The following is a 13,208-nucleotide window of genomic DNA, read 5'->3' as shown; positions in this document are numbered from 1 at the left end:
ACGGTTGATTGAAGATATCCAAAGGCCGTCTGAAAAAAAGCAATGCTCCTGTTTCCATTTCATAACCGAGAAACAGGAGCAATTTTTTATGACTACCGCTAAAAAAACCGGCGATGAGGCACGCCGTCTTTCCGACTTGAGCGAAGACATCGGCATCCGCTTCCAATATCCCAATTCCTACCGCGTCTATATCCCGGGCAGCCGCGCCGACATCCGCGTGCCTTTGCGCGAAATCCGTCAGGACGACACCTACACGGCGCAAGGTACGGAAGCCAATCCGCCGATTCCAGTGTACGACACCAGCGGCGCATACGGCGATCCGGCGGCACACATCGATCTAAAACAGGGTCTGCCGCACGTCCGCACCGCATGGCTGGATGAACGCGGCGATACCGAAATCCTGCCCAAGCTTTCCAGCGAATACGGCACCGAACGCGCGCACGATCCGAAAACCGCCCATCTGCGCTTCAACCAAATCACCCGCCCGCGCCGCGCCAAAGCAGGCCGCAATGTAACCCAGCTCCACTACGCCCGCCAAGGCATCATTACGCCGGAAATGGAGTTTGTCGCCATACGCGAACGCATGAAGCTGGACGAGCTTTTCAGACGGCCTGAATACGCCAAGCTCTTGAAACAACATGCAGGGCAAAGTTTCGGTGCGAATATCCCGACCCATCCCGACCAAATCACGCCCGAATTCGTGCGTCAAGAAATCGCCGCCGGACGCGCGATCATCCCTGCCAACATCAACCATCCCGAACTCGAACCGATGATTATCGGCCGCAACTTCCGCGTCAAAATCAACGGCAACTTGGGCAACTCCGCCGTCACTTCCAGCCTGACCGAAGAAGTCGAAAAAATGGTGTGGTCGCTGCGTTGGGGCGCGGACACGATTATGGACTTATCCACAGGCGCGCACATCCACGAAACGCGCGAATGGATTATCCGCAACGCGCCCGTCCCCATCGGTACCGTGCCGATTTACCAGGCCTTGGAAAAAACCGGCGGCATCGCCGAAGACCTGACTTGGGATTTGGTGCGCGACACCTTAATCGAGCAGGCAGAACAAGGCGTGGACTATTTCACCCTGCACGCAGGCGTATTGCTGCGTTATGTACCGATGACGGCCGACCGCCTCACCGGCATCGTATCACGCGGCGGCTCCATCATGGCGAAATGGTGTCTCGCCCATCATCAGGAAAACTTCCTCTACACGCATTTCGACGAAATCTGCGAAATCATGAAAGCCTACGACGTATCGTTCAGCCTCGGCGACGGCCTTCGTCCCGGCTGCATTGCCGATGCCAACGACGAATCCCAATTTGCCGAGCTGCACACCTTGGGCGAATTGACCGCCAAAGCGTGGGAGCATGATGTCCAAGTCATGATTGAAGGCCCCGGCCATGTACCGTTGCAACGCGTGAAAGAAAACATGACCGAAGAGCTGCAACATTGCTTTGAAGCACCTTTCTACACCCTCGGCCCGCTCGTTACCGACATCGCCCCCGGCTACGACCACATCACCTCGGGCATAGGCGCGACCAACATCGGCTGGTACGGCACAGCCATGCTCTGCTACGTTACCCCGAAAGAGCATTTGGGTCTGCCCGACAAAGAAGACGTGCGCACCGGCATCATCACCTACAAACTCGCCGCCCACGCCGCCGACCTCGCCAAAGGCTGGCCGGGCGCACAATTACGCGACAATGCCCTAAGCAAGGCGCGTTTCGAGTTCCGTTGGCGCGACCAATTCCGCTTAAGCCTCGACCCCGAACGCGCCGAGAGCTTCCACGACGAAACTCTGCCCGCCGAAGGCGCGAAAATCGCCCACTTCTGCTCGATGTGCGGTCCCAAATTCTGCTCGATGAAAATCACGCAGGAAGTGCGTGACTACGCTGACAAACAAAAAGCGAAGCAGCAAGGCATGGAAGAAAAAGCGATTGAGTTCGTCAAAAAAGGGGCGAAGCTTTACAGTTAAAACATAAAGCAAGAAAAGGCCGTCTGAAAATGTTTCAGACGGCCTTTTTAGCGAATAGCCTTTAAGCCAAAGCAATACGCCCTCTGGCTGCTTATTTTTCTACCCTGCGGAAATGGTGCGGACGGAAGCCGAGCGCGGCGAGGGAAACGAAGTAGAGGCCGCCGCCCAAGGCAATCAGGACGCAGAGTTGGCCTGCTTTTTTAAAGCCGCCGACGTGCACCCATTCAAACGGCAGATAAGATTGCGCCAGCCACAAACCGCCGCCCATGACGACCAAAGAGATGGCCATTTTGACCAAAAACGCAGCCCAACCTTTGCCGGGGCAGTAGATGCCGTGTTTGCGCAAAAGGAAAAACAGCAAACCTGCATTCAGACACGCGCCCAAACCGATAGCGAGGGACAGGCCGACGTGTTTGAGTGGCGAAATGAAGGCGAGGTTCATCAACTGCGTGCAAATCAGCGTGAAAATAGCGACTTTAACAGGAGTTTTGATGTTTTGACGCGCGTAGAAGCCGGGCGCCAACACTTTAATCATAATCAGACCGATCAAGCCGAAGGAATAGGCAATCAGCGCATATTGGGTCATTTGCGCATCGTGCAGCGTAAATTCACGGTACATGAACAAGGTCGTAACCAACGGGAAAGACAACACGGCAAGGCCGACGGCGGCAGGCAGGGTCAGCAGCATGCACAGGCGCAAACCCCAGTCGAGCAGACCGGAAAACTGCTCGGTATCCTGACTGGCGGCGTGTTTGGACAAGGTAGGCAGCAAAATCGTACCGAGTGCCACGCCCAAAACGCCGGTCGGCAATTCCATCAGTCGGTCGGCGTAATACATCCATGACACGCTGCCGGACTGCAAAAACGAGGCGAAGATGGTATTGATGACCAAGGAAATCTGCGCCACGCTCACGCCCAAAATAGCCGGCCCCATCTGTTTCATTACGCGGTTGACCGCCACATCTTTAAAGCTGAGTTTGGGCATTTTCAAGAAGCCCAGTTTTGCCAACCAAGGCAGTTGGAACACCAGCTGCAACACGCCGCCGACAAATACCGCCCACGCCAACGCCATAACAGGCGGATCAAAATACGGTATGAAAAACAGGGAAAAGACGATAAAGGAGATGTTCAAAAATGTCGGCGTAAAGGCGGGAATGCCGAATTTATGATAGGAATTGAGTATCGAACCGACAAAAGAGGATAGTGAAATCAATAAAATATAAGGAAACGTTACCCGCAGCAGGTCGATGGAAAGCTGAAACTTATCGGCATCTTTAGCAAAACCGGGCGCGGAAACATAAATCACCCACGGCGCGGCAAGTATGCCCAGCGCGGTAACGATGACCAACACAAACGACAACATGCCGGCCACATGACGCACAAACGCCTGCGTGGCTTCGGGCGAGCGGGTTTCTTTGTATTCCGCCAAAATCGGTACGAAGGCTTGGGCAAATGCGCCCTCTGCAAACACTCGCCGCAGCAGGTTGGGCAGTTTAAACGCGACAAAAAACGCATCCGTCGCCATGCCTGCACCAAACGCACGGGCGATAATCGTATCGCGCACAAAGCCTAAAATGCGCGACACCATCGTCAGGCTGCCAACCTTGGCCAATGCTCCCAATAAATTCATGTATTTTCCTTACTTGTCTTTCAGGCCGTCTGAAAATCCGGCTTCTTCCAATACTGCCGCCGCAGCCAATGCCGCCGTATCTTTTTTCAACAGCAGATGCAAGGCGTGAAAATCCTGTTCCAACGCGGCCACGGCTTCAGGGCGGTCATACCAGTCTGCCACGGCCTGTGCCAGTTTTTCAGGGACGGCATCGTGTTGCAGCAGCTCGGGAACGGCGGCTTTACCCAACAGAATATTGGGCAAACCGACATGCGGCACTTTGATTTTGTTTTTCACATACGCATAAGTTAGCGGCGAAATTTTGTAGCTGATAACCATAGGCCGCTTGCACAAGGCCACTTCCAAAGTCGCCGTACCACTGGTGACCAATACCACGTCGGCAGCGGCGCAAACCGTATCCGACTGCTTGTCGGTCAGCGTGATGGGAAGGGCGGCGAATTCAGGCTGCGCCAAAATTTCGCTAATGCGTTTGCGCGTTGCGGCCGTTGCCACAGGCAGTAAAAACCGTGCCTGCGGATAACGTTTCAGCAGCAATAAGGCCGTCTGAAAAAACACCGCCGCCATGTAATCGATTTCGCTCACACGGCTGCCGGGCAATATGGCAAACACGGGCACGTCCGCAGGCACGCCCAGCTTCTGCCGCGCCGCCGCCCTATCCGCTTCCACCGGCATGGTTTGCGCCATCGGATGGCCGACAAACTCGGCCTTGCCTCCGGCATCGATATAAAGCTGGGGCTCCATCGGAAACAGGCACAACACGCGGTTGACCTGATGTACGATTTTATTGACTCGTTCGCGCCGCCACGCCCACACCGATGGGCTGACGTAATGAATGGTATGAATGCCTGCCTGCTTGAGTTTTTCCGCCACGCCGAGATTGAAGTCCGGCGCATCGATGCCGATAAACACATCCGGCTTGAGGCGGATTAAATCGCTCACCAGCCCTTTGCGGATTTTCAAAATCTGCGGCAGGCGTTTGATAACTTCAACAAAACCGCGCACCGCCAGCTTTTCCTGATCGTACAAACTCTCGAAACCCTCCGCCTTCATACGCTCGCCTCCGATGCCGGTAAACCGCGCATTCGGGCAACGCGCCTTAATGGCACGGATTAAGTGTGCGCCGAGCAAGTCGCCGGAAGCTTCGCCGACGCTGATGGCGATAAGGGGGGAAGGATTGGGATTCATGTGTTAAGGTTCGGAAGCTAAAAGATTTTGGGGCGGTTATTTGTCCGCCCATTTTCAGACGGCATCGACAGCAAACAGACAGGAAAACTGCCCCAATGCGCGGATTTTTGCAATCCAAAGGCCGTCTGAAACAGTTTCAGACGGCCTTCAATCCATCAATCAACGGATAATACCGCGTGTGGATTGTGCAAAAAAGTCTTTAAATACTGCCAATTCGCTTTGGGTTTCGGCACGTTTCAGGATATCTGCTTTGGCTTCTTCAAATGGAATGCCGCGATGGTAAATGGTTTTATACGCATCTTTGACGGAGGCAATCTGTTCGGCAGTGAAACCGTTGCGGCGCATACCTTCGCTGTTGAGGCCGGCCGGTTCGGCGCGGTAACCTGCAGCCATAAAGTATGGCGGTACGTCTTTGTGTACGCCGGCGGCAAACGCGGTCATGGCGTAGTCGCCGATTTGGCAGAACTGGAACACCAGCGTGTAGCCGCCCAAGACAACGTAGTCGCCGATGGTAACGTGGCCTGCGAGTGAGGCGTTGTTGGCGAAGATGGTATGGTTGCCGACCACGCAGTCATGGGCGAGATGGCAGTAGGCCATAATCCAGTTGTCGTCGCCGATACGGGTTTCGCCGATACCGGTGACCGTACCGAGGTTAAACGTCGTAAATTCGCGGATGGTGTTGCCGTTGCCGATAATCAGCTTGGTCGGCTCGTCGCGGTATTTTTTGTCCTGCGGAATTTCGCCGAGGCTGGCAAATTGGAAAATGCGGTTGTTTTCACCGATGGTCGTATGGCCGTTGATGACGACGTGCGGGCCGATTTCGGTATTCGCACCGATTTGCACATTGGGGCCGATGATGCTGTATGGGCCGACTTTGACGCTGGAGTCGAGTTCGGCTTTAGGGTCGATAACGGCGGTCGGATGGATAAGGGTCATGCTGTCTCCTTGCTGTCTGATACAGGTATTGCCTGCAAGATGCCGTCTGAACTTTCAGACGGCCCGTCCCATTCTTACACCACGCGTTTGGCGCACATAATCACGGCTTCAACGGCAACTTGACCGTCGACTTTGGCAACGGCGTTGAATTTGCCGATACCGCGTTTGTTGGTCAACAGCTCGACTTCAAAAACCAGTTGGTCGCCAGGGATAACTTGGCGTTTGAAACGGGCGTCATCGATACCGGCGAAGAAGAAGAATTCGTTTTCTTTGCGGCCGCCTTCGCTGAGGATGGCCAGTGTGCCGCACGCTTGCGCCATGGCTTCGATAATCAACACGCCAGGCATCACGGGCAGGTCGGGAAAGTGGCCTTGGAACTGCGGCTCGTTCATGGTGACGTTTTTAATCGCAGTCAGGGTTTTCATCGGTTCGAACGCAGTAATGCGGTCGAGTTGCAAAAACGGATAACGGTGTGGGATAAGTTTTTGAATGTCTTTGGCTTCGATCGGGAGTTGTACGTCCATGATGTTCGTCTTTCCTTGTTTGTATTGGGTTTAAACGTATTCGGATGCGGGGCGCGGACTGTTTGCGCCGCCTTTAGGCTTCGTCGCTGTCGGCAAGCTGTTTTTCCAGCGTTTTGAGGCGTTTGTTCATTTCGCTCAAACGGTGGATATAAACGGCATTGCGCGCCCAGTCTTTGTAGCCCGACATCGGGAAAATACCGGCCAAATGCTGGCCGCTTTCGGTAATGCTGTGGGTAACGGATGTACCGCCGCCGATGGTGGTTTTATCGGCGATTTCGATGTGTCCGACCGTGCCGACGCCGCCGCCGATAATGCAATAATTGCCGATGGTGACGCTGCCGGAAATACCGGTTTTGGCGGCGATAACGGTGTGCGCACCGATTTTGCAGTTGTGGCCGATTTGGACTTGGTTGTCGATTTTGGTGCCGTTGCCGACGGTCGTGTCGCTCATTGCGCCACGGTCGATATTGGTGTTCGAACCGATTTCCACATCATCGCCCAGCGTGACTGCGCCGGTTTGCGGAATTTTAAACCATGAATCGCCGGCGAAGGCTAAGCCGAAACCGTCCGCGCCGATGACGGCGCCGCTGTGGATTTCGACACGGTTGCCCAAAGTGCAGCCGTAATAGATGACGGAGTTGGGATGCAACACGACTTCATCGCCCAACGTGCAATCGTGTTGAACAACGGCATTGGCCAAAATACGGCAGCCTTCGCCCAATACGGTATTCGCGCCGATATAGGCATTCGCGCCGATTTCGCAGCTTGCCGGCACTTTGGCACTGGCCTCGACAACGGCAGTCGGATGTACGCCACCCTGTGCTTTGACAATCGGCGAGAACAATCGTGCCACTTTGGCAAAATAAAGATAAGGGTCGGCAGCCACAATCAGGTTGCGGCCCGCAAATTCGTCCGCGGCTTTTGGCGACACAATCACTGCGCCTGCCTGACTGTCGTGCACTTCGGCTTTGTATTTCGGATTGGCCAAAAAGCTGATGTGTTCTGCCTGCGCCTGATCCAACGGACGGACGGCGGTAATGGCGATATCTTCGCCTTTCCATTCGCCGCCGAGTTGGGAAACGATTTGGGACAGGGTGTATGCTTGTGAAGTCATGATAATCTGCCGTCAAGATGTCAGGCCGTCTGAAAGATGCCGGTTTGGGTTTCAGACGGCCTTAGGTTTGTCTGTATGGTTACATTCGCTGCCGAGCAGGGTCAGTGTGCATTTAGGGCTTTGATAACGCTGTCGGTAATGTCGTAGCGGCCGTTGACGTAAATCACATCCTGCAAGATGAAGTCGTAACCTTCACGCTTGGCCAAATCGACGATGACGCGGTTGGCATTTTGCTGGAGCGCGGCAAATTCTTCATTGCGGCGCAGATTGTAGTCTTCTGCCAACTCGGCCTGCTGCTTGCGGAATTTCTGTACCAGATTGCGCCATTTTTGGGTTTCCGCTTCCTTTTGGCTGTCGTTGAGCTTGTCGCCGCTCAGTTTTCGCTCCAAAGCCTCGCCTTCCTGTTGCAACTTTTGCAAGGCGGTTTGACGGCTTTTGAACTCTTTTTCCAAAGTCATCTGAATGTTTTGCGCCTGCTTGGATTCCTGATAAACGCGCTCGGTATTGATAAAACCGATTTTCTGCACGCCATCCGCCGCCGCTTGCGGCAACAGCACGAAACCCGGCAGGGCTACGGCGAGGACACGGAGGGTGTCGGCTATTTTACTCATAATAAAAATCCTTGCTTGAAAACAAACAGGCGGTTTGCAATAAGCTTGCCGCCAATCTGCCATGAGGCCGTCTGAAACGGACAAACCCGGTTTCAGACGGCCTAAACATCATCAGAATGTCGTACCGAGTTGGAATTGGAAGCGTTGGATTTCGTCGCCTTCTTTTTTCTTAATCGGATAAGCATAACTGAACTTCATCGGACCCAGCGGAGAGAGCCAAGTCACGGCAGCACCGGCAGAGTAACGCAATTCGTTTTTGAATGTCGATTTGTGCGTAGTGCCTACGCCATACACGTTTTGGAACGCGCCATTGGTGTAATAAGAATTGCTGCTGCTGTCATTGTAGGTTTTGTCGTCCCACACGCTGCCTGCATCGGCAAACAGGCTCAGACGGACAGTACGCGAGTCTTTAATACCCGGCATCGGGAAGAGCAACTCTGCGGAAACGTTGGCTTTTTTGTTACCGCCGTAGCTGATTTTTTCTCCGTATTCGTCATAGACTTTCGGGCCCAGCGTACCGCTTTCAAAGCCGCGGACAGAACCTAAGCCGCCGCCGTAGAAGTTTTCAAAGAACGGCATGGTTTTGGTTTTGCCGTAGCCGTTGCCATAACCGACTTCGCCACCCAGCATCAATGTGAAATCTTTGCTCAACGGGAAGAACCAAGTTTGGTTGTGGGTCAGAGTGTAGTATTGCAGGTCGCTGCCCGGCAAGGCGATTTCGCCGTTTACGCCGGTCAGGTAACCGCGGGTCGGCCACAAGGCATTGTCGGTTTTGTTGCGGCCCCAGCCGATGGTACCTTTGTACAACCAGCCTTTGAAGCTACCCACGCCGCTACCGTCGCCCTTACCGTATTGATTGATAAAGTCGGCATAGCGTTTAGGCGCGCCTTTGTAGGTGTTCACGGTCAAACGCTCTGCGGCCAAACCGAAGTTCACACGGTCATATTCGGTAACCGGAATACCGATACGCAAACCGCCGCCGAAAGTTGTGGTTTTATATTGTTTCGCGCTGGAAGAAGCTTTACGCGGGTCGTAAGTCTTACCATAAAGGTCGTAGCCCAAGCTTACGCCGTCAGGTGTGAAGTATGGGTCGGTAAACGACAATGAGCCGTTTACTGTGGTTTTACTGCGGGAAGCGCGCAGGGCAACGGATTTACCCGTACCGAACAGGTTGTCTTGAGCCACACCGGCAGACATTACCAAACCGGTATCCTGAACCCAACCTGCGCTCAAGTCGAGCGAGCCGGTAGAACGTTCGGTCAGGCTCATGTTCAGGTCAACTTGGTCGGGCGTATTGGCCACAGGAACCGCATCAAATTGAACGTTGTCGAAGTAGCCCAACAACTCAACGCGCTCTTTAGAACGTTGCAGTTTGGCAGAGTCGTAAGGCGCTGATTCCATTTGGCGCAACTCGCGGCGGATGACTTCGTCACGGGTTTTGTTGTTGCCGGTAATGTTGATTTCGTTTACATAGATTTTGCGGCCCGGTTGAACGGTCAGCACAAAATCAACAGTATGCGTTTCGGCATTTGGAATCGGTTGGACATTGATTTCGCTGAATGCGTAACCTGCCTGACCCATGCGGTTTTGGATGGCTTCGAGCGAATTGGACATTTGCGCGCGCTCGTACCATTTGCCCGGCTTCATGGTCAGCAGTTTTTCCAAATCTTCTTTCGGCACTTCCAGCGTATCGCCTTCGATGCGTACATTGCCCCAACGGAAGCGGTCGCCTTCGCTGACGGTTACTTTAATGGTTTGCTTGGTTTTGTCTTCGTTGGTTTGGATATCGGTATCCAAAATACGGAAGTTGAAGTAGCCGTTGTTTTGGTAGTAATTGGTAATTTTTTCCATGTCCTGAGCAAATTTTTGCTCATTGAACTGGTTGCTCTTGGTAATCCAAGTCCACATGCCGCCTTCGCTCAGGGACATTTGTTTCAGCAGGCGGCGGTCGGAATAAACTTCGTTGCCTTCAAAGGAAATATCGGTAATCTTGGTAGATTTGCCCTCTTCGATGGCGATATCAATAGATACGCGGTTACGGGCGAGTTTGGTTACAGTCGGAGTGATTTGGACAGACTGTTTGCCTCGGCTCAAATACTCTTCTTTCAAACCGGCAACGGCTTGGTTCAGCGTTGCTTGGTTGAAGTATTGGGATTGCGCCAAACCGAAGGCTTCAAGGTTTTTCTTGATGGCATCGTTTTGCAGCATTTTCGCGCCGGTAATATTGAGCGAGCTGATGGTCGGACGCTCAATCACGGTCAGCAGGACTTGATTGTCCATGGTTTCGACGCGTACGTCGTCAAAGAAACCGGTTGCATAGAGTTTTTTGATGATTTCTTCACTGCGTGCATCATTGAAATTATCACCGACTTTAACGGGCAGGTAGTTGAAGACGGTACTCGGCTCGGTGCGTTGCAGGCCTTCGACGCGGATGTCCTGAATGGTAAAGTCAGCCAATGCCATTGGCGACAGGCTCAATACCATTAAAGCGGAAGCAATCTGGTTCAGTTTCATAAATTATCCAAACAAACGGTTGATGTCATTAAAGAAAGCCACAGCCATCATCAAAAGCATGGCTGCCAGTCCGAAGCGCAGGCCGACTGCCTGTATGCGCTCGCTCAAAGGCTTTCCGCGTATCCATTCGGCGGTATAGAAAACCAAATGTCCGCCGTCTAAAACGGGTATGGGCAAAAGGTTCAACACGCCTAAGCTGATGCTGACCAAGGCCAGAAATTCGAGGTAGCTCTGCAATCCGAGTTTGGCGGACTGTCCGGCGACATCGGCAATGGTCAGGGGACCGGAAATATGGTTCAAAGAGGCATTGCCTGTAACCAGTTTTCCGAAAAATTTGAGGGTCGTCCACGAATAGTTGACGGTTTTGTTCCAACCCAATTCAAAGGCTTGGGCAACGGAAGGCGTATAACGGTAGCGGATGGTTTTATCCCACTCTTTATCCGCCTGAGCGGCAAGCCCTGCTCTACCCACCAGCACGCCTGCCGACTGCTCGACGCTGTCCGGTCGGATAGCGGTCGCCAGTATTTTGCCGTCGCGCTCGTAAGTCAGCTCGATTCGTTTACCGGGGCTGGCGCGGAAGAGTTCCGTCCATGCCTGCCAGCTCTCGATGGGCTTCCCATCGGCGGTCAGCAGTTTGTCGTTTTCCTTCAAACCTGCTTTTTCGGCCGGACTATTGGCCAAGACTTTGCCGATGCGGTTAGTAATTCTAAAAGGCAAAAGGCCGATGTTGCCTTGGCTTTTCGCAACTTTACCTGCTTCAGGCGTGCCGGCGGCATCAATTATGCGGATGGCTTGGGTATTTGAGGCCGTCTGAACAGCAACTTTTACAGGGCCGGCTTCAAGGTTCAGCACCATCTCGGTTTGCGCATCACTCCAGTCTTTTACGGAGATTCCGTTGACCGATACAATCTTATCGCCTGCCTGAAAACCTGCTTTGGCGGCAATACTGCTAGGCTCAACCATGCCGACATAGGGGCGCAACTCAGTTACGCCGAAGGAAAAGCTCAAACCATAAAGCAAAACGGCCAAAATCAAATTGGTCAAAGGGCCGGCGGCGACAATGGCGATGCGCTTGGCCGGATGCTGCTTGTCAAAGGCGTACGGCAAATCTGCCTCTGCCACCTCTCCTTCGCGCGTATCGACCATTTTAACGTAACCGCCCAGCGGAATCGGGGCAAGACACCACTCGGTATCGCCGCGTTTTCGGGTGAAAAAGGGCTTACCAAAGCCGACGGAAAAGCGCACGACTTTAACGCCGCACCAGTGGGCAACAATATAGTGTCCGAACTCATGCAGGCTGACCAAAATCAGAATGGCGACGATAAAGGCTAAAAAGGTTTGCAAAAAAATCCCCCTGAGTGGAATGTGATAATCAACGGATAAGGCCGTCTGAAAACCGATTATAAAGGCAGTTGTTCCATTTTGTCTGCCTAAATGCCAAGCGGTTGACGTTTCAGACGGCCTGTCATTGAAGCTTTATTGTTTGCCGATAAAGGCTTCTGCCTGTCTACGTGTTTGCGCGTCTTGCGCCAGCAGGCCTTCGATATCGTGACGGCCGTCTGAAAAATTTTGGGCAAGGCAGTGGGCAACGACTTTGGCAATATCGGTAAACTTGATGCGTTTATCTAAAAAAGCGGCCACGGCAACTTCGTTGGCGGCGTTCAGCACGCAAGGCGCGGCGCCGCCTGCATTCATGGCCTGATAGGCAAGTTTCAGGCATGGAAAACGGTCAAAGTCAGGTTTTTGGAAGGTCAATGCGGACAATGCGCCGAAATCCAGCTCGCCCACGCCAGAGTCGATACGTTCGGGCAGGCCCAAGCAATAAGCAATCGGCGTACGCATATCGGGATTACCCAACTGCGCCAATACCGAACCATCGCGATAACGCACCATGCTGTGTATCACGGATTGTGGATGGATGACGACTTCCAGTTTTTCCGGCGGACAGTTAAACAACCAATGCGCCTCAATCAACTCCAAGCCCTTATTCATCATTGATGCGGAATCGACGGAAATCTTGCGGCCCATGCTCCAATTCGGATGCTTGACCGCCTGTTCGGGCGTAATGCTGTCAAATGTACTTAAATCAGTGTTAAGGAAAGGACCGCCCGATGCAGTCAGGATAATCGAATTGATACCGTGCTCATTTAGACGGCCTGTGTAATCCCTTGGCAATACTTGGAAGATGGCATTGTGTTCACTGTCAATCGGCAAGACGGTAGCGCCGTTTTGACGGGCGGTTTCCATAAACAATGCACCGGAAACCACCAGTGTTTCTTTGTTTGCCAGATAAATGGTTTTGCCTTTTTTAGCGGCGGCCAAAGCCGACGGCAAGCCGGCCGCGCCGACAATGGCACACATTACGCCGCTGACTTCATCGGCAGAGGCGACATCAATCAGGGCTTGAGAACCATATAAAACCTGCGTACTGATGCCTTCTTGCTTGAGTTTCTTTTCCAGCTCGGCCGCATGGCCGGCATCGCCGATAACGGCATATTCCGGACGGAACTGTTTGCATTGCGCCGCCAGCTTGTCCACCTGCCTATGCCCTGCCAGCGCGAACACGCGGAATTTTTCGGGATGGCGGGAAACAACGTCTAAAGTGCTTTCGCCTATGCTGCCGGTACTGCCTAATATGGTCAGAACTTGTTGTGTCATGGTGTGTTCTTTGTGTGCTGTGCAAACGGTATTCATTGTGTTTGAAATAGATTTCTTT

The 13,208-nt window shown here is 53.2% G+C and carries 10 protein-coding genes; 1 reads left to right on the top strand and 9 read right to left on the bottom strand.

What is annotated here, in order from left to right; genetic code table 11:
• Positions 1-88 precede the first annotated feature (88 nt).
• Entirely contained in the window at positions 89-1,978 is a 1,890-nt protein-coding gene (gene thiC / locus O3681_RS06145) for a phosphomethylpyrimidine synthase ThiC (protein WP_371459528.1), read from the top strand.
• Positions 1,979-2,069: 91 nt separating this feature from the next.
• On the opposite strand, the gene murJ is transcribed toward thiC, so the two are convergent.
• The 9 genes from murJ to ispC all read right to left on the bottom strand — a co-directional run bounded on the left by murJ (position 2,070) and on the right by ispC (position 13,150).
• Positions 2,070-3,608 (bottom strand): murein biosynthesis integral membrane protein MurJ, encoded by a 1,539-nt coding sequence (murJ, locus tag O3681_RS06140; protein WP_371459527.1) that lies wholly within the window; start codon positions 3,606-3,608, stop codon positions 2,070-2,072.
• 9 nt (positions 3,609-3,617) lie between these two features.
• Positions 3,618-4,793, bottom strand: coding sequence for a lipid-A-disaccharide synthase (gene lpxB, locus O3681_RS06135; protein WP_371459526.1), 1,176 nt, complete (start codon positions 4,791-4,793; stop codon positions 3,618-3,620).
• 159 nt (positions 4,794-4,952) lie between these two features.
• Entirely contained in the window at positions 4,953-5,729 is a 777-nt protein-coding gene (gene lpxA / locus O3681_RS06130; RefSeq protein WP_107723875.1) for an acyl-ACP--UDP-N-acetylglucosamine O-acyltransferase, read from the bottom strand.
• Between the two features lie 74 nt (positions 5,730-5,803).
• Positions 5,804-6,253: a 3-hydroxyacyl-ACP dehydratase FabZ gene (gene fabZ, locus O3681_RS06125; protein ID WP_003681704.1), complete on the bottom strand. Its 450-nt coding sequence runs from the start codon at positions 6,251-6,253 to the stop codon at positions 5,804-5,806.
• A 73-nt stretch (positions 6,254-6,326) separates the two neighbouring features.
• A complete protein-coding gene (gene lpxD / locus O3681_RS06120; protein ID WP_107723876.1) occupies positions 6,327-7,367 on the bottom strand; it encodes a UDP-3-O-(3-hydroxymyristoyl)glucosamine N-acyltransferase in 1,041 nt (346 codons plus the stop codon).
• A gap of 101 nt (positions 7,368-7,468) precedes the next feature.
• The gene (locus O3681_RS06115; protein ID WP_107723877.1) at positions 7,469-7,978 is read right to left on the bottom strand and encodes an OmpH family outer membrane protein; all 510 of its coding nucleotides are present in this window, start codon (positions 7,976-7,978) and stop codon (positions 7,469-7,471) included.
• Positions 7,979-8,089: 111 nt separating this feature from the next.
• Positions 8,090-10,492 carry an outer membrane protein assembly factor BamA gene (gene bamA, locus O3681_RS06110; RefSeq protein ID WP_107723878.1) on the bottom strand — a complete coding sequence of 801 codons (2,403 nt, stop codon included), beginning with the start codon at positions 10,490-10,492 and terminating at the stop codon, positions 8,090-8,092.
• A gap of 3 nt (positions 10,493-10,495) precedes the next feature.
• A complete protein-coding gene (rseP, locus tag O3681_RS06105; RefSeq protein WP_107723879.1) occupies positions 10,496-11,836 on the bottom strand; it encodes an RIP metalloprotease RseP in 1,341 nt (446 codons plus the stop codon).
• Positions 11,837-11,968: 132 nt separating this feature from the next.
• Entirely contained in the window at positions 11,969-13,150 is a 1,182-nt protein-coding gene (ispC, locus tag O3681_RS06100; RefSeq protein WP_107723960.1) for a 1-deoxy-D-xylulose-5-phosphate reductoisomerase, read from the bottom strand.
• Positions 13,151-13,208 lie beyond the last annotated feature (58 nt).

It is taken from the genome of Neisseria sp. 27098_8_158 (assembly GCF_041433145.1).
In the GTDB taxonomy this organism is placed as follows: domain Bacteria; phylum Pseudomonadota; class Gammaproteobacteria; order Burkholderiales; family Neisseriaceae; genus Neisseria; species Neisseria subflava_E.
Note: the sequence above shows the minus strand (reverse complement) of the source record. Positions and strands in the feature narration are given on the sequence as shown.

Coding starts and splice junctions, on each gene's coding strand:
- bamA (WP_107723878.1), bottom strand. CDS start 10,492: ATGAAACTGAACCAGATTGCTTCCGCTTTAATGGTATTGAGCCTGTCG.
- lpxD (WP_107723876.1), bottom strand. CDS start 7,367: ATGACTTCACAAGCATACACCCTGTCCCAAATCGTTTCCCAACTCGGC.
- fabZ (WP_003681704.1), bottom strand. CDS start 6,253: ATGGACGTACAACTCCCGATCGAAGCCAAAGACATTCAAAAACTTATC.
- murJ (WP_371459527.1), bottom strand. CDS start 3,608: ATGAATTTATTGGGAGCATTGGCCAAGGTTGGCAGCCTGACGATGGTG.
- lpxB (WP_371459526.1), bottom strand. CDS start 4,793: ATGAATCCCAATCCTTCCCCCCTTATCGCCATCAGCGTCGGCGAAGCT.
- ispC (WP_107723960.1), bottom strand. CDS start 13,150: ATGACACAACAAGTTCTGACCATATTAGGCAGTACCGGCAGCATAGGC.
- lpxA (WP_107723875.1), bottom strand. CDS start 5,729: ATGACCCTTATCCATCCGACCGCCGTTATCGACCCTAAAGCCGAACTC.
- thiC (WP_371459528.1), top strand. CDS start 89: ATGACTACCGCTAAAAAAACCGGCGATGAGGCACGCCGTCTTTCCGAC.
- O3681_RS06115 (WP_107723877.1), bottom strand. CDS start 7,978: ATGAGTAAAATAGCCGACACCCTCCGTGTCCTCGCCGTAGCCCTGCCG.